11 protein-coding genes are annotated in these 16,649 nt (G+C 70.4%); 10 read left to right on the top strand and 1 reads right to left on the bottom strand.

What is annotated here, in order from left to right; genetic code table 11:
- The first annotated feature begins 10 nt into the window (after positions 1–10).
- The 8 genes from CYL12_RS08240 (at position 11) to CYL12_RS08205 (ending at position 12,493) form a co-directional block, all read left to right on the top strand.
- Entirely contained in the window at positions 11–259 is a 249-nt protein-coding gene (locus CYL12_RS08240; protein ID WP_101847155.1) for a cell division protein MraZ, read from the top strand.
- A 93-nt stretch (positions 260–352) separates the two neighbouring features.
- Positions 353–2,041, top strand: a complete 1,689-nt coding sequence (locus tag CYL12_RS08235; protein ID WP_101847153.1) for an ABC-F family ATP-binding cassette domain-containing protein — start codon at positions 353–355, stop codon at positions 2,039–2,041.
- A gap of 45 nt (positions 2,042–2,086) precedes the next feature.
- The gene (locus CYL12_RS08230) at positions 2,087–3,202 is read left to right on the top strand and encodes a GuaB3 family IMP dehydrogenase-related protein (protein WP_025103746.1); all 1,116 of its coding nucleotides are present in this window, start codon (positions 2,087–2,089) and stop codon (positions 3,200–3,202) included.
- 57 nt (positions 3,203–3,259) lie between these two features.
- Positions 3,260–4,018 carry an SURF1 family protein gene (locus tag CYL12_RS08225; protein WP_101848732.1) on the top strand — a complete coding sequence of 253 codons (759 nt, stop codon included), beginning with the start codon at positions 3,260–3,262 and terminating at the stop codon, positions 4,016–4,018.
- Positions 4,019–4,259: 241 nt separating this feature from the next.
- On the top strand, positions 4,260–8,900 hold the full coding sequence (locus CYL12_RS08220; RefSeq protein ID WP_101847150.1) for an ExeM/NucH family extracellular endonuclease: 4,641 nt from the start codon (positions 4,260–4,262) through the stop codon (positions 8,898–8,900).
- 103 nt (positions 8,901–9,003) lie between these two features.
- Positions 9,004–9,516, top strand: coding sequence for a DUF3817 domain-containing protein (locus CYL12_RS08215; protein WP_060922041.1), 513 nt, complete (start codon positions 9,004–9,006; stop codon positions 9,514–9,516).
- Positions 9,513–11,099: a glutamine-hydrolyzing GMP synthase gene (gene guaA, locus CYL12_RS08210; RefSeq protein ID WP_101847148.1), complete on the top strand. Its 1,587-nt coding sequence runs from the start codon at positions 9,513–9,515 to the stop codon at positions 11,097–11,099. The genes CYL12_RS08215 and guaA overlap by 4 nt, the downstream gene beginning before the upstream one ends.
- Before the next feature lie 8 nt (positions 11,100–11,107).
- Positions 11,108–12,493 (top strand): glycosyltransferase, encoded by a 1,386-nt coding sequence (locus CYL12_RS08205; RefSeq protein WP_101847145.1) that lies wholly within the window; start codon positions 11,108–11,110, stop codon positions 12,491–12,493.
- Positions 12,494–12,551: 58 nt separating this feature from the next.
- Here the strand turns inward: CYL12_RS08205 and CYL12_RS08200 are convergent, their stop codons facing one another.
- Entirely contained in the window at positions 12,552–14,633 is a 2,082-nt protein-coding gene (locus tag CYL12_RS08200) for a glycoside hydrolase family 10 protein (protein ID WP_158297124.1), read from the bottom strand.
- A gap of 181 nt (positions 14,634–14,814) precedes the next feature.
- Between CYL12_RS08200 and CYL12_RS08195 the strand changes: the two genes are divergently transcribed.
- On the top strand, positions 14,815–15,243 hold the full coding sequence (locus CYL12_RS08195) for a YciI family protein (RefSeq protein WP_101848731.1): 429 nt from the start codon (positions 14,815–14,817) through the stop codon (positions 15,241–15,243).
- A gap of 13 nt (positions 15,244–15,256) precedes the next feature.
- On the top strand, positions 15,257–16,552 hold the full coding sequence (locus CYL12_RS08190; protein ID WP_101847141.1) for an RNA polymerase sigma factor: 1,296 nt from the start codon (positions 15,257–15,259) through the stop codon (positions 16,550–16,552).
- The last annotated feature ends 97 nt before the right edge of the window (positions 16,553–16,649 follow it).

The following is a 16,649-nucleotide window of genomic DNA, read 5'->3' as shown; positions in this document are numbered from 1 at the left end:
GTTGGGCGTCATGACCGCCGCCTTCACTGCTTCGCTGGATAACCACGGGCACCTGGTCATTTCCGGCGAGTTGCGCGCGCGGCAGCGTTGGAGCGAGGGCGTCCCTCTGTTGATGATCGAGGAGGACCGCGGCGGCGTCGTCCTCGTCGCGCGGGAGCAGGCGCGGACTCTTGTCCGTGCGCAGCTCACCGGTGCCAGTCTGGCGAACGCGCTTCACGATGAGCGTCGAGCGGCCGCAGCGCAGGAAGACGCGGCTTGACGGGCCCGGAAGGCTCGTCCCGGTCGTTGTGCAGTCGCGCGGACTGATAGCCTGGTCGGCTCTCTGTCCGCGGGCGGAAGGACGGCCACGCCTGTGGGGTACATCGACGCATCCGGGATCTCGCTGACGCTTCCCGATGGCAGACCGCTTCTCGACGAGGTGTCGTTCCGTGTCGGGGCGGGCTCGACGAGCGCTCTGATCGGACCGAACGGGGCCGGGAAGACGACGCTGCTGCGGATCATCCGCGGCGAGCAGCCGGCCGACGACGGGGTGGTGACCATCGACGGCGGCCTCGGCGTCATGGACCAGTTCGTCGGACACGGCGAGCCGGGCCAGACCGTGCACGAACTGCTCGTGCGAGTGGCTCCGACGCGCCTCCGTGCCGCCGCGGAAGCGCTGGAGGCGGCGGAGAACGCGCTCATCGACCGCGACGAGCAGGACACCCAGATGGCCTACGCCTCCGCCATCGCCGAGTACGCGGACGCCGGCGGCTACGAGCACGAGACGGTCTGGGACCAGTGCACCGTGGCGGCGCTCGGCGTGCCCTTCGAGCGGGCGCGCTACCGCGAGCTCACCTCCCTCTCCGGCGGCGAGCAGAAGCGGCTCGCCCTGGAGGCGCTGCTGCGCGGCCCGGACGAGGTGCTCCTGCTCGACGAGCCGGACAACTACCTCGACGTGCCGACCAAGCGGTGGCTCGAGGAGCGGCTGCGCGCCACCGACAAGACCGTGCTGCTGGTCTCGCACGACCGCGAGCTCCTCGCCAGGGCCGCCGATCGGCTGATCACGCTGGAGCCCGGCGCGGCGGGGTCGACCGCTTGGGTGCACGGCGGGAGCTTCGCCACCTACCACCAGGCGCGCACCGACCGGATGGACCGGCTCGACGAGCTGCGCCGGCGGTGGGACGAGCAGCACGAGAAGCTCCGCGTCCTCGTCGCGAACCTCAAGGTCAAGGCGTCCGCCAACGACGGCTTCGCGTCCCGCTATCAGGCGGCGCAGACGCGGTTGCGGAAGTTCGAGGAGGCGGGCCCGCCCGAGGAGCGGCCCCCGACGCAGGAGTTCGACATGCGCCTCCGCGGCGCCAGGACCGGCAAGCGGGCCGTCATCGCGGACCGGCTGGAGCTGACCGGCCTCATGCGTCCGTTCGACGCCGAGATCTGGTACGGCGACCGCGTCGGCGTGCTCGGCTCCAACGGCTCGGGCAAGTCGCACTTCCTGCGGCTGCTGGCCCGCGGCGGCACCGACCCGGATCCCTCCCTCGGGTACGTGACCGCGGTCGCGGAGGACCTCCCGCCCGTCGAACACGTCGGTCGGGCGGCGCTGGGCGCCCGCGTGGTGCCGGGGCTCTTCGCACAGACCCACGCACATCCGGAGTTCGTCGGCCGCACCCTGCTCGAGATCCTGCACCGGGGGGACGACCTCCGAGACGGGATGCCCCGCGACGCGGCGAGTTCGGCCCTGGACAGGTACGGCCTCGTCCGCCAGGCGCAGCAGCCGTTCGAATCGCTCTCCGGGGGACAGCAGGCGCGGTTCCAGGTGCTCCTCCTCGAACTGTCCGGCGCGACCCTCCTCCTCCTCGACGAGCCGACCGACAACCTCGACCTGGAGTCGGCCGAGGCGCTGGAGGAGGCGCTCGGACGTTTCGAAGGCACCGTGGTGGCGGTCACGCACGACCGGTGGTTCGCGCGCTCCTTCGACCGGTTTCTCGTGTTCGGCACGGACGGCGAGGTCTACGAGTCCGACGAACCGGTGTGGGACGAGCGGCGGGTGGCGCGTGCGCGCTGACCGCCGCGGAGGCCGCCGGGCGCCGGGTAGGCTGGACGGGTGACCATGGAGATCGAGCTCGGCCGAGGAAAGCGCGCACGTCGCGCGTACACGTTCGACGACATCGCGGTGGTGCCCTCGCGGCGCACGCGCAACCCGGAGGACGTGTCCACCGCGTGGACGATCGACGCCTTCGGGTTCGAGATCCCGGTGCTCGGTGCGCCGATGGACTCGGTCGTCAGCCCGCGCACCGCGATCATGCTCGGCCAGCTCGGCGGTCTGGGGGTGCTCGACCTCGAGGGGCTCTGGACCCGCTACGAGGACCCGGAGCCGCTCCTCGCCGAGATCGCGGGCCTCGCGGAGGACCGCGCGACCGTGCGCATGCAGGAGCTCTACTCGGAGCCCATCAAGCCCGAACTCATCACCCGCCGCCTCGCCGAGATCCGGGAGGCGGGCGTCACCGTCGCCGGCTCTCTCACCCCGCAGCGCACGCAGGAGTTCTACGACACGGTCGCCGCGGCCGGAGTCGACCTGTTCGTCATCCGCGGCACGACCGTCTCCGCCGAGCACGTGTCGAGCGTCGCGGAGCCGCTGAACCTCAAGAAGTTCATCTACGACCTCGATGTGCCCGTCATCGTGGGCGGAGCCGCGACCTACACGGCGGCCCTGCACCTCATGCGCACCGGTGCCGCCGGCGTGCTCGTGGGCTTCGGCGGCGGCGCGGCGTCCACCACCCGTGCCACCCTCGGCATCCACGCGCCCATGGCGACCGCGGTGTCCGATGTGGCGGCCGCGCGTCGCGACTACCTCGACGAGTCCGGCGGGCGCTACGTGCACGTGATCGCCGACGGCGGCGTCGGTACCTCCGGCGACATCGTGAAGGCGCTCGCCATGGGTGCCGACGCGGTCATGCTCGGGGTCGCCCTGGCCCGCGCGACGGACGCCCCCGGCCAGGGATTCCACTGGGGTCCCGAGGCGCACCACCCGAAGCTCCCGCGCGGACGACGCGTCGAGGTGGGCGGCATCGGCACGCTGGAGGAGATCCTCTACGGTCCCGCGCCGGTCGCCGATGGCACCGCGAACCTCATCGGCGCGCTGCGCAAGTCGATGGCCACCACCGGGTACTCCGACCTCAAGGAGTTCCAGCGGGTGGAGGTCGTGCTGGCCCCGTACGAGGCCTGAGTTCTCCGCATCACCGTGACCGCCCCCCCTCCCTTCCCACCGACCCTCCGTGAGGTCATGCTGCGGGGACGCTGGATCGCGATGCTGCTGCTGTGCCTCGTCGTCGCCGGGGTGTTCGCCTGGCTCGGCCAGTGGCAGCTGGAGCGGGCGATCGAGACCGATCCGCCGCCCCCGGGGGCGACCGAGCAGATCCGGCCGCTGGATGACGTCGTGCAGCCGGGGGAGTACCTTCCCGAGCCGCTCGTCGGGCAGCGTGTGGAGACGGAGGGCGTGTGGGTCCCCGGCGACTTCCTCGTCGTCGGGAGCCGGTTCAACGATGGTGTGGAGGGGTACTGGGTCACCGGCCAGCTCCGGGTCGACGAGCGCGTCTCGCTGGCGGTGGCGATCGGCTGGGCTCCGGATCGCGCGGCCGCCGATGCCGCCGTGGAGCGCCTGGAAGCCGAGGCGGACGGCACCGTGGTCGGGGTCGCGGGACGCATCATCTCGGATGAGGGGCCCTCGGTGCCGCCGCGCACCGACCCGGAGCAGCTGGACCGGATGTCCCCTGCCGCCCTGCTGAGCCGCTGGCACGACATCGAGCAGCTCGACGTCTACCGCCCGTACCTCGCCTCGACGACCGCGTCCGCCGGCCTCGTGGACATCGCCTCCCCGGCCCCGGACGAGCAGTCGCCGGTCAACTGGCTCAACGTCTTCTATGCGGCCGAGTGGGTCATCTTCGCGGGCTTCGCGTTCTACCTCTGGTACCGACTGGCCAAGGATGCCTGGGAGCGCGAGCTGGAGGAGTTCGAGGACGCCGAGGCGGCGGCCGCGGTCTGAGCCGCCCTGCGCATCCGTGCGCCCGACCCTGCGCTTCTGCGCGCCGGAGTCTCGCCGTGTGAACCTTCGTCAGGGGGTGTCGCGGCCGATCGGTGAGCGCTGGGTGACCAATGGGAAAACTCCGTTGAGGATGTCCGAACCGCTCCGTATGCTCGCTCCATGTGCGCACGCTGGGAGTTCCCGATGCGCGCGATGACAGCGTCCTGAGCAGCGCCGGAACACGATCGAGGAGACAGCACCGATGATGTCCGCTCCTGAGCACGGGGAGACCCTGACCCCCGTCTCGCACCGCACAATCCGAGGGCGCGTGGGCGCTCTCGCCGCGACGTGCGTCGCCGCCCTGAGCCTCGGCTCGCTGGTGGCCGCGCCCGCGTCGGCGAACACCGAGGGCACCGGGGTGGTGATCAACGAGGCCTATCTGTCCGGAGGCAGCGCCGGTGCGGCGTTCGCGAACAAGTTCGTGGAGCTGTACAACCCGACGACGGCGCCCGTCACCCTCGACGGCCTGTCGCTGCAGTACCGCTCCGCGGCGGGCACCGGCGCCTTCAACGGCGTCGCACCGCTGAAGGGGACGATCCCCGCGGGCGGCTACTTCCTCGTGCAGGCGAACAGCAACGGCACCAACGGTGCCGCGCTCCCGACACCCGACGCCACCACGACGCTGAGCCCGAGCGGTACCAACGGCACCCTGGCCCTCGTCGAGGGCACCGCGGCGGTCACTCTGACCCCCGGCTCGACGGTCGGCGTCGACGGTGTGGTCGACCTCCTCGGCTATGGCACCTCGAACACCTTCGAGACGGCGGCGGCCACCGCGCCCACGAGCAACACCGACGTCCGGTCGCTGAACCGCACCGCGGGCGCCGACGCGGACGACAACAAGGCGGACTTCGCCCTGTCGGCGACCATCACCCCGCAGAACTCCGGCGGCACGGACCCCGGAACCGATCCGGGCGAGGAGCCGGGGACGGAGCCGAAGGCCGTCACCATCGCCGAGGTCCAGGGCACCGGCGACGTCTCGCCGCTCTCCGGACAGCGCGTCCGTGTCGAGGGCGTCGTCACCGCCGACCACCGCACCGGTGGCTACAAGGGCATCGTGATCCAGACGCAGGGCTCGGGCGGCGAGACCGACGCGACTCCGGGCGCTTCGGACGGCGTGTTCGTGTTCCTGAACGCGCTGGCTCCCACGCTCGAGATCGGCGACCTCGTCTCGGTGACCGGCACCGTGAGCGAGTACTACGGCCAGACCCAGATCGCTCCGGCCGCGGTGGCCGATGTCTCGGTCGTCACCCCCGGCGCAGGCGTCCCCGCCCTCACCCCGCTCCCGGACACCGCCCGCGGTGCCGACCGCGAGCAGTACGAGAACATGTACGTCGCCCCCACCGGCACGTACCGGCTCGCCTCCAGCCACCAGCTGTACAACTACGGCGCGCTGTGGCTGAACGCCGGCGACGACCTCAACGTCAAGAGCACCGAGACCACGCGGCCCGGCGCCGACGCCGCGGCCATCGCGGCCGCGAACCGCGCCAACCGCATCCTGCTCGACGACGCCTGGTCGATCCAGGTGACGAACAACGGCCACCCCGGTCAGCAGCCGTACTTCACGGAGGACACGGTCGTCCGCAACGGCGACACCGTCGACTTCGGGTCCAACGGCTACGTGCTCCAGTGGGGCTTCGACGACTGGCGCCTGCAGCCCGTCGTCCCGATCGACGACGCCTCCCCGGCGGAGCGCAAGGTCACCTTCGAGGCGACGAACCCGCGTCCCGAGAAGGCTCCGGAGGTCGGCGGTGACGCGCAGGTGGCGTCGTTCAACGTCTACAACTACTTCACCACGCTGAAGAGCGAGAACCCCGACGCCCGGGGCGCAGCGAACGCGGCCCAGTTCGCGATCCAGAAGTCCAAGATCGTCTCGGCCATCAACGGCCTCGACGCCGAGATCGTGGCGCTGATGGAGATCGAGAACTCGGTCAAGCTCGGCAAGCCCGTCGACACCGCCCTGAAGGACCTCGTCGCCGGCCTCAACGCCGACGCGGGCTCCGACGTGTGGGACTACGTGCGCACGCCCGAGGCCCTGCAGGACCCGGCGACGACGGACTACATCACCAACGCGATCATCTACAAGAAGGACGCCGTGAGCGCGGTCGGCGACAGTGCCACCGTCACCGACGAGTCCGTGTGGGGCAACGCCCGCGAGCCGATCGCGCAGGCGTTCGACATCGACGGCCGCGTCGTCACCGTCGTCGCCAACCACCTGAAGTCGAAGTCCCCGCCGCAGGGTGCCGGCGCGGAGCCCGCCGACGGCCAGGGGTTCTTCAACGCCGACCGGGTGAAGCAGGCGCAGGCCATCCTCGCCTTCACGGACGAGCTGGCCGAGAGCAGCGGCAGCAGCGACATGCTGCTGATCGGCGACTTCAACGCCTACGGGCAGGAGGACCCGATCGACGTGTTCACCTCGCAGGGGTGGAGCGACGTGGCCGCCGACAAGGCCGCAGGGCAGTACACGTACACGTTCGACGGGGAGCTCGGCTCGCTCGACCACGTGATCGCCTCGCCCTCGCTCGTCTCCTCGATCACGGGCGCTGGCGTGTGGGGCATCAACTCGCCGGAATGGAGCGACCGCGGCTACGCGTTCGGCGCCACCGAAGAGGGCACCCCGTACCGGTCCAGCGACCACGACCCGATCCTCGTCGGCGTCTCCTCGGAGATCCCGCCGGTGAGCATCGACGTCGTGACGGTGAACGACTTCCACGGCCGTATCGAGGCCGACGGGGCCGCGGCCGGCGCCGCCGTGCTGGCGGGCGCGGTGCAGCAGTTCCGCGCGGCGAACCCGAACACGATCTTCGCCGGAGCCGGCGACCTCATCGGTGCGTCGACGTTCACCTCCTTCATCAACGATGACAACCCGACGATCGACGCGCTCAACGCCGCCGGCCTCGACGTGAGCGCTGCGGGCAACCACGAGTTCGATCAGGGCTGGGAAGACCTGCGCGACCGGGTGCAGGAGCGCGCGGACTGGGAGTACATCTCCTCGAACGTCTTCCTCACCGAGACCGGTGAGCCCGCGCTCGCCCCGGCCTGGGTCAAGGAGCTCGACGGCGTCCGCGTCGGTTTCGTCGGCGCCGTCACCGAGGACCTCGACTCGCTCGTCTCTCCCGAGGGCATCAAGGATCTCGAGGTGCGCAGCATCGTCGACTCGGTGAACGCCGTGGCCGACGACCTGCGCGACGGTGACGCCGCCAACGGCGAAGCCGACGTCGTCATCCTGCTCGTGCACGAGGGAGCGGAGAGCACCGCGCTGTCCGCCATCACCGAGGACTCGCCGCTCGGCGAGATCGTCTACGGGGTCGATGAGGATGTGGACGCGATCGTCTCGGCGCACACCCACCTCGCGTACAACCACGTCATCGACGGCCGACCGGTCGTCTCGGCGGGTCAGTACGGCGAGAACCTCGGTCTCATGAACATCCAGGTCGACCCGGAGACGAAGGAGTTGCTCTCGATCACCAACGAGATCAAGCCGCTCACCGCCGCGGGCAAGCCGCTGTACCCGGCCGTGCCGGAGGTGCAGGCCATCGTCGACAAGGCGAAGGCCGACGCCGACGTGCTCGGTGCCGTCAAGGTCGGCGACATCACCGCCGACTTCAACCGCGCGCGGCAGACCAACGGCTCGGAGAACCGCGGCGGCGAGTCCACCATCGGCAACTTCGTCGCCGACGTGCAGAAGTGGTCCACCGGAGCGGACATCGCTCTCATGAACCCGGGCGGCATCCGTGCCAACCTGACCTACGCGTCCACGGGCGAGAAGGATCCCGACGGCAATGTGACGTACCGCGAGGCGGCGACGATCCAGCCGTTCGCCAACACGCTCGTGACGATGACCCTCACCGGGGCGCAGCTCAAGAGCGTGCTGGAGGAGCAGTGGCAGCCGACCGGTTCGGCGCGGCCGTTCCTCAAGCTGGGCGTCTCCGAGGGGTTGGTCTACACGTACGACCCCTCGGCGGCCCAGGGGGCACGGATCACCTCGATCGCGCTGAACGGCACGGCGATCGATCCGGACGCGGAGTACACCGTGGCGGCGAACTCGTTCCTCGCCGGAGGTGGCGACAACTTCGCCACCTTCAAGGGGATCGACGGGAAGCGCGACACCGGCAAGATCGACCTGCAGTCCATGGTCGACTGGTTCGACGCGAACAAGACGGCCTCACCTGACCTCGCTCAGCGCGCGGTCGGCGTGACGGTCAGCCCCGCGGACGCCGACGGCTACCGCGCCGGCGACCAGGTGACGGTCTCCCTCTCCTCGCTGGCCTTCAGCGGTGGCGAGGCGGCTCCCGGGGCGGTCACGCTGTCGCTCGGTGACACGCAGCTCGCGGCCGGCACGGTCGACCCGACCATCGTGGACACCACGGACGAGGGCGGCCGGGCGACCCTCACCTTCACGGTGCCGTCCGGGGTGCTCGGTGAGCAGCAGCTCACGGTCGATGTCCCGGCGACGGGCACGACGGTGCCGGTGCCGTTCACCATCGCCGGTGAAGAGGAGTTCGCGGGGACCATCGCGCTCGGCTCCTCGAAGGTGGCCGCGGGGAAGAAGCTCCAGGTCACCGGCGAGGGCTACCAGCCCGGCGAGACCGTGACGGTGGAGCTCCGCCCGAAGAAGGGCCAGGGCGTCGAGGTCGGCACGGTGCAGGTCCGTCAGGACGGCACGTTCAGCACCTCGGTGACGGTGCCGAAGAACGCCCAGCCCGGGAAGTACACCGTCGCGGTGGCGCAGGCCGACGGGGACGAGGCCACCGCCACGGTCACCGTCAACCGCGCCGGCGGTATCGGCGGGATCATCAAGGACATCGTCGACTGGCTGTGGGACCTCCTGACCGGATGGTTCTGACGCCGATCGGCGGATGACGTGGCGGAGGCCGTCGGGGCGACCCGGCGGCCTCCGTCGTTTCGGCGGGGTCGGGGCGGCGCGCCCCGCCGACTAGACTGGGGGCATGCCCGAACCGAAAGTCGCCAGCTTTCCGGCGATCCGCGGTGCGCTGAAGTTCTACCAGATCGCGTCGATCATCACGGGAGTCATGCTGCTCCTGCTGCTCGCCGAGATGGTGCTGAAGTACACGCCGATCCACCTCGAGCTCTTCGCCGGAGGGTCGGGCGGCCCGCTCTGGTTCGCCGGCGTCATCGCCGGACCGGACTGCCAGTGGTGGTCGCTGTTCGCGCCGTGGACGAACTCCTGCGAGATGACATCCCTCGGGGACGGCTTCAACATCTCGCTGTTCATCCTCGTCGCCCACGGCTGGTTCTACGTCGTCTACCTCTTCGCGTGCTTCCGCATGTGGAGTCTGATGCGCTGGCGGTTCCCGCGGTTCATCCTGCTCGCGCTCGGCGGCGTCGTGCCGCTGCTGTCGTTCTTCATGGAGGCGGTCGTCGCCCGTGAAGTGAAGACCTATCTCGCCACCAGGGAGGCCGCAGAGGCCTCCGCGATCGCCCCGGAAGGTGTCCGTTGACCGAACAGTCCGAGACCCAGCAGCGCCCCGCGCTCGTCGTCGACTTCGGCGCCCAGTACGCGCAGCTTATCGCCCGCCGCGTGCGCGAGGCCGGGGTCTACAGCGAGATCGTGCCGCACACCGCCACGGCGGAGGAGATCGCCGCGAAGAACCCCGTCGCGATCATCCTCTCCGGCGGCCCCTCGTCCGTCTACGAGGAGGGGGCGCCGAAGCTCGACCCGTCCGTCTTCGACCTCGGCGTCCCGACGCTCGGCATCTGCTACGGCTTCCAGTACATGGCGCAGACTCTCGGCGGCGAGGTCGCGCACACCGGCCTCCGCGAGTACGGTGCGACCGACGCGGTCATCTCCGGTGATGGCGGCACGCTGCTGAGCGGCCAGCCGACCGAGCAGAACGTGTGGATGAGTCACGGCGACCAGGTCGCCAAGGCTCCAGAGGGCTTCGAAGTCCTCGCCACGACGGAGGCCACGAAGGTCGCGGCCTTCGCGAACGAGGAGCGCGGCTTCTACGGCGTGCAGTGGCATCCCGAGGTCAAGCACTCGGACCACGGTCAGCGGGTGCTCGAGAACTTCCTCCACAAGGGGGCGGGGCTCGCGTCCGACTGGAACCCCGACAACGTGATCGCCGAGCAGGTCGAGCGTATCCGCGAGCAGGTCGGCGACGCCCGCGTCATCTCGGCGCTCTCGGGCGGCGTGGACTCCGCCGTCTCGACCGCTCTCGTGCACAAGGCCATCGGCGACCAGCTCACGGCCGTCTTCGTCGACCATGGCCTCCTCCGCAAGGGTGAGCGGGAGCAGGTCGAGAAGGACTACGTCGAGTCCACGGGCGTGCGGCTCATCACGGTCGATGCCGCCGACACGTTCCTCGGTCACCTCCAGGGCGTGACCGACCCCGAGGAGAAGCGCAAGATCATCGGCCGCGAGTTCATCCGCGCGTTCGAGAAGGTGCAGCTCGACCTCGTCGAGGAGGCGAAGGCCGACGGCGGCGCTCCGGTGAAGTTCCTCGTGCAGGGGACGCTCTACCCGGACGTGGTGGAGTCGGGCGGCGGTGCGGGCACCGCCAACATCAAGTCGCACCACAACGTGGGCGGTCTTCCGGACGACCTCGACTTCGAACTCATCGAGCCGCTGCGGGCCCTGTTCAAGGACGAGGTCCGCGCGATCGGCCGCGAGCTCGGCATCCCCGAGGCGATCGTCGGGCGTCAGCCGTTTCCGGGGCCCGGTCTCGGCATCCGGATCATCGGTGAGGTCACCGCTGATCGTCTCGAGATTCTGCGTGAGGCCGACGCCATCGCCCGCGAGGAGCTGACCAAGGCCGGCCTCGACCAGGAGATCTGGCAGTGCCCCGTCGTGCTCCTTGCGGACGTGCGCTCGGTGGGCGTGCAGGGCGACGGCCGCACCTACGGTCACCCGATCGTGCTGCGTCCGGTCTCCAGCGAGGACGCGATGACCGCCGACTGGACCCGTCTGCCGTACGACGTGCTGTCGAAGATCTCGAACCGGATCACGAACGGCGTCCGCGACGTGAACCGCGTCGTGCTCGACGTCACGTCGAAGCCGCCGGGGACGATCGAGTGGGAGTAGGGGGCACGGTGCCCCCGGTCTCGGCGCCCAGCCTTCCGGACGCCGAGTATCTGGTGCTGTCCAGCCGCCTCATCCCGGGCTTGGACGGTGGTTATACGATCGCCACGCTCGCGCGCGCCCGGCTGCTGGCGGCTGCCGGGGCGGGAGAGGGTGAGGGTCCGCAGCTGCTGACCTTCGACCCGGGAACCGCCGAGGCTCACGACGAGCATCGCCGGGTGTTCGCCGAGCAGGGCGCGGTCACTGCCCCCGATCGGCTGCGCAACCTCTTCGACGAGGCCGTCGCTTCGCAGGGCGGCGCCGCCTCGTGGCTCCGAGACGCCGCCGACGCCGCGGTGACGGCGGATCCCGACGTGGAGTACCGCGTCCTCGCGGACTCCGCCGGGCGTCCCTTCGCCGCACTGCCGGTGATCCCCGGGAATCCGGACTGGCATCTCACGGATGAGCCGGTCCTCGTGTACGACGAGAGCGGAGCGGTCGTCGGTGCGCTGCACGGCTTCCGCGGTCTCTACGGCGCCTGGCTCGCCCATCTCACCGCGCCGCTGAGCGACCGCCCGATCGTCGTGATCTGCGAATCCCGCCAGCTCGGTGAGCTGGTGGCGGACTGGACGGATCCCCGCGTCCGCATCGTGCATCCCGTTCACACCATTCATGTCGAGGCGCCCTACACGCCGGACGCGAGCATGAACACGCTCTGGACGCGCTGGTTCCGGGTGGCCGACCGCTTCGACGCCGTCATCTGGCCGACGGACACGCAGCGTGACGACGTCGTGGCGCGGTTCGGTGACGGGGCGAATCACGTCGTGGTACCGAATCCGATCGCCCCCGTCGAGCGCAGGGACGACCTGCGCGAGGACGGACTCGTCGTCGTGCTGGGCCGCCTCGCTGGCGGCAAACGCATCGATCACGCCATCCGTGCCTTCGTCGCCGCGGATGTGCCCGGCACCCGGATGGAGATCTGGGGCACCGGCGCGGAAGAGGAACGGCTGGCGGCGCTGATCGCCGAGCTCGACGCCGCGGACCGTGTCCGGCTGTGCGGCTATACGACGGATCCCGCCACGGTGCTCGACCGGGCGTCGATCCTGGTCACGTCCACCGCGTTCGAAGGGCAGCCGCTCGGTATCGTCGAGGCGCTCCTGCACGGCACGCCCGTGGTGTCCTACGACGTGCGGTATGGCATCCGCGACGTTCTCGGCGCCGGGGGCGGTGTCCTCGTCCCCGCGGGCGACGTCGCGGCCCTGAGAGACGCGCTGCGGGACCTGCTCACCGATCCGGAGCGCCTGGCGGCGCTTCGTGCCGAGGCGCCGGCCGTCGCCTCGGCGTGGAGTCCGGAGCGCTCGGTGGAGGCGCTGTCCACCGTCATCGCTGCCGTCGTGGAGGCTCCGTCACGGCGCTGATGCGCTCGCCGCGATCGACCGCCGGGAGGTCGTGAGCGACACCCGGCGGTCGCGTGCGTCATCGCGTGCGACGCCGATGCGCGGTCACGCCGACGGTGACGGCGCCGGCCGCCAGCAGCAGGCCACCCAGCAGCAGGGCGGCGATGGGCGCGTCAGCGCCCGTTGCGGCGAGATCGCCGCCCCCTTCGCGGGAGGCTCCGCTGCTCGGCGACGCGGCGTCCTCATCGTCGGGGGAATCCGGAGTCTCCGGGGTACCGGGGCCCGTCGGATCCGTCGGGGTTCCGGGATCGGTCGGGTCCACCGGCTCGTCGATCGCGGCGGCCACCGGCGCGCTCTCGACGGCGGCCGCATCCAGCGCGGTCACCACCCAGGTCTCCGCCGCGGCTCGCGCCGCTGCGGTGTCGACGGGGAGAGGATAGCGGAACGATGTCGTGCCGCCGGCCCAGACGGTGTCGACCAGGGTGCCAGGCGTGGCGACGACCTGCGCGGGGTCGCCGGTACCGCGATAGATCGCGTACCGGCGTGCCTCCTGGGTGTCGCCGGCCTCCCAGCGGAGCTCGCCGTCGACGACCACGGGCGATCCCGGAGCGGTCACCCGGCCGTCGGACAGCCACGGCTTGGCGGGGACGAGCGTGGGGTGGGCGAAGGCCTCACTCTCGAGCAGGTCGATCGCGGTGTTCTTGGTCTGGTGCTTGGGCTGCTGGTCGGCCGGCAGGACACTCAGGTCGCTGGACTTCATGTCGTTGTAGCTGAACAGGACGCTGCCCTCGATGCCGTCGAGCTTCTGGTTGAACCGGATCTGGTTCGGCACCTCCTCCGGGTTCATCCAGGCCGGCTCCCAGCCGCCGTTGTTGACGTGCTTGTAGAGCGCGTGCCCCACGTAGACCTGTGTGCGACTGCCCGCGGCCACGTCGCTCCACCACTGCGCGAGCTCCCCGTAGGGGGCGGCGGCCTGGTCGAAGCTCCAGTAGATCTGCGGCACGATGTAGTCGATCAACTCGTCCTGCACCCAGCCGCGGGTGTCGGCGAAGACGGCGTGGCTGTACGTCTGCGACGAGGTCGTCGGCGTGTGGGAGCCTGCCGGGTCCAGCGCCTCGTGCTCCCAGATTCCGAAGGGGCTGATGCCGAGCTGGACAGCGGTGCCGCGTGCCGCGTTGCCGGCGTCGACGGCGTCGCCGACGAGAGTGATGAGGCCGGTGATGTTGTCACGTCGCCAGGCCTCGATGCCGTCCGCCGTATCGGGATAGCCGGCGGTGAGGCCGAACTCCTCGAAGGTGGCCCGGTCTTCTCCCTGCGCGCCGAAGAACACGTTCTGGCCGTCGACCGTGATCCGGTACGGGTAGAAGTAGTCGTCGAAGTGGATCGCGTCGACATCGTAGTTCTCGGTGATCTCGGCGACCGTGGCCGCGACGGAGGCCGGGACCTCGGGCTGACCGGGGTCGAGGAACAGCTTCTCCTCGAAGGACAGCACCCAGTCGGGGTGCTGCACGGCGAAGTTGTTGTCGGCGAGGATGCCGGCGTCATTCAGCGCCGCGATGTACTGCGGGATGGAGAGCGCCATCACCTCGTCCGCGGTCAGGCCGAGCGCCGTGAGGATCGCGGGGGAGGTCATCTTCGCATTGGTCACGCGGTAGGGGTTCAGCCAGGCGTGGAACTCCATGCCGCGCGCGTGGGTGGCCTCCACCATGCGCTGCAGCGGGTCGTAGCCGGGATCGGCGCCCTGGGTGCCGGTGAGGAACTCGGACCAGGGGTTCAGCGCCGAGGGGTAGTAGGCGTCCAGCAGGGGACGCACCTGGAAGATCACTGCGTTCATGTTCCAGGAGGCGAAGTCGTCGAGCACGGTCGCATAGCGGGCGTCGAAGTCCGCCGCGTCCGCGGGCTTGCCGAAATTCAGATTGCCGATCGTGCCGACCCAGGCGCTGGAGAAGCGCCGGGTCTCGGGCGTCAGTGCCGTGGGGATCGCGACCTGCTCGCCGGATCCCGGGTAGGTGTACACGGGCTCTGTGCCGTAGCCGTAGGCGCCGGAGGCATCCTTCACATAGCGGGTCAGCGGCTCCTCATCCGGGGCCGCTCCTGCGGCCGTCGGGAGTGCCAGCAGGAGCAGGGCGGCCGCCGCAGTGGCGGCGATGCGTCTCTTCATCGAGTCCTCATTCGGTGTGGAAAACATTTCCATTGAAAGCAGGTGAACTGAAACTCTATGCCGAATCGATCGCGGGGAGAAGCTCCGAAAAACTTCCGTCGCGATGTCGATCTCCGCTGTTCCCGTTCGACGTCTGTGATGAGAGGGTCGAGACACGACCCTTCGGAACAAGGAGAACATCATGAAGTTCATGCTCATCATGCGCGCGACCGACGACGCTGTGGCGGCCTACGAAGAGATGCCCTTCGAGCAGGTCATCGAGGCCATGGGCCGCTACAACGAGTCCATGATGAAGGCGGGCGTCCTCGTCGCGGGTGAGGGCCTGACCGACGCGGCCGAGGGCTTCGTCGTCGACTTCAGTGCCGAGAAGCCGCTCATCACCGACGGCCCCTACGGGGAGACGAAGGAGCTCTTCAACGGCTTCTGGATCATCGAGGTCTCGTCGCGCGAGGAAGCGGCGGAATGGGCGAGCCGTGCGCCGCTGGGGGCCGGCTCCTTCCTCGAGGTGCGCCGGGTGACCGGGCCGGAGGACTTCCCTGCCGACAACGAGTGGATCGAGAAGGAGGCGGGCTGGCGTGAGGAGCAGGCTCGTCGCGCCGAGCAGTCCTGACGCCGGTCCGCTGATGGACGCTCCCGAAGAGTCGACGACGGCCTCGGCCGCCTCCGCACAGGAGACGGCCGAGCGGGCCGTCGCGGCGGTGTGGCGCATCGAGGCGGCGCGCATCGTCGGCACCCTGACGCGGACGGTCGGCGACTTCGGCCTGGCGGAGGATCTCGCGCAGGAGGCCCTCGTCGATGCCCTGCGGCAGTGGCCCGCCGAGGGGGTTCCGCGCAACGCCGCGGCGTGGCTCACGGCCGTGGCGAAAAGGAAGGCGGTGGACGCATGGCGCCGCCGGGAACGGCTGGACGACCGCCTCGCCCTGATCGCGCACGACCTCGCACACGAGCAGGTGCACGAACCGGAGCTGCCGTGGGACCCGGATGCCGTGGACGACGATGTGCTGCGGCTCGTCTTCATCGCGTGTCACCCGGTGCTCTCGAAGGAGGCGCAGGTCGCGCTCACGCTGCGCGTCGTCGGCGGTCTGTCGAGCGAGGAGATCGCCCGCGCTTTCCTCGTTCCCACGGCGACCGTGCAGCAGCGGATCGTGCGCGCGAAGAAGACGCTGGCGGCCGCGCACGCGCCGTTCGAGGTGCCGCCGCGACAGGACCGCGCCGCCCGTCTCGGCGCGGTCCTCGGAGTGCTGTACCTCATCTTCAACGAGGCGCACGCGGCCAGCAGCGGTCCGGACTGGATGCGGCCGGAGCTGAGCGAGGAGGCGATCCGGCTCGGCCGGGTGCTCGCCGCTCTGCTGCCCCGGGAGCCGGAGGTGCACGGGCTGCTCGCCCTGATGGAGCTCACGGCGGCGCGCTTCCCTGCGCGAACCGACCGAAACGGCGATCACGTGCTGCTCGCCGACCAGGATCGTCGGCGATGGGACCGCAGTCGCATCGCGCGGGGGAGAGCTGCCCTGGCGACGGCGGACGGGATGGGCCGCGGTCGAGGGTCCTACAGTCTGCAGGCCGCCATCGCCGAATGTCACGCGGTGGCCCCGTCCCTCGACGAGACCGACTGGGATCGGATCGTGGTCCTCTACGAGGCGCTCGGCCGGATCGCGCCGTCGCCCGTGGTGGAGCTCAATCGCGCGGCTGCGGTGGCGATGGCGACCGGACCCGCCTCCGCCCTGCGCCTGCTCGACGAGCTCGCCGCGTCCGGGGCGCTGCGCGGGTACCACCTCCTCCCGGCCACGCGCGGCGAGGTGCTGCGCCGAGTCGGACGGGAGGAGGAGGCGCGCAGCGAGTTCGCCGTCGCCGCGGGCCTGGCGGGCAACGACCGTGAGCGCGGACTCCTGATACGCAAGTCTCGCGGTGTCACGGGCTGAGAAGTTTCAGCCCCATGAAAAGACCCGCCCCTCACGGATGCTCTCGCAGCCGTGAGGGACGGGCGTGGGTGACGCTGGTCGCGTCGAGTGGGTCTGC

The sequence above is a fragment of the Zhihengliuella sp. ISTPL4 genome, from assembly GCF_002848265.1.
GTDB lineage: Bacteria > Actinomycetota > Actinomycetes > Actinomycetales > Microbacteriaceae > Microbacterium.
The sequence above is the reverse complement of the archived record's forward strand: the minus strand, read 5'-3'. Positions and strand labels throughout refer to the sequence as shown.